Source organism: Arsenophonus sp. ENCA (genome assembly GCF_002287155.1).
GTDB classification, from domain to species: domain Bacteria; phylum Pseudomonadota; class Gammaproteobacteria; order Enterobacterales; family Enterobacteriaceae; genus Arsenophonus; species Arsenophonus nilaparvatae.
Window position 1 is genome coordinate 1 of sequence record NZ_NHNG01000154.1, and the last position, 553, is coordinate 553.

Sequence of the window (553 nt, forward strand, 5' to 3'; positions counted from 1 at the left end):
GAAAATTTGAGCTCCCCAAAATCGGGGAGTGCAAAATCTCGCCAACGTCCAATGAAAGACTACTGCATCAGCATCGATATGGCGAAAGAACTCTCAATGGTTGAGCGTAACGAAAAAGGGAAACAGGCGAGGCAGTACTTTATTGAATAAGCGTGTTGCTTAATAGTGAAATAAGGGTGTTTCGGTGATTGAAGTAAATTTTACGCTGTTCTGAGATGGAAATTCCAAAGACCTGCGCTAAGGAGTAAGAAGGTATCATCAATAAAGGGTCTACGATTCCGTAAAATTTGGGTCATGCAACCGAGGCGCTTGATACCCGCGATGGCGTGTTCAACTGTAATACGGATGCCCGAGATTATTTTATTTTCTTGTTTTTGTTCAGGCGATAAAGGTCTTTTTCGAGTTCCTTTTTTTGGGATTTGTGTATTAGGATGCTGTTTATCTATACCTTGAAAACCGGTATCTGCCCAGATGGTTACCTCAGGAGGAATATGGCGAATTATATCGACTTTATCGAGTAAGCGTTTATCGTGACGGCGCCCATTTTTGCTCA

At 42.1% G+C, this 553-nt stretch carries 1 protein-coding gene and 1 pseudogene; one reads left to right on the forward strand and one right to left on the reverse strand.

All coding sequences use genetic code 11. The annotated features are described in order from the left end of the window. A pseudogene (locus tag CBG25_RS04205) lies at nt 1-147 on the forward strand (antA/AntB antirepressor family protein); the annotation flags it as partial. A gap of 53 nt (nt 148-200) precedes the next feature. On the opposite strand, the gene CBG25_RS04210 reads toward CBG25_RS04205, so the two are convergent. Beyond that, nucleotides 201-553: transposase family protein (locus tag CBG25_RS04210; protein ID WP_290603898.1), on the reverse strand; the 353-nt coding region annotated here is incomplete at its 5' end.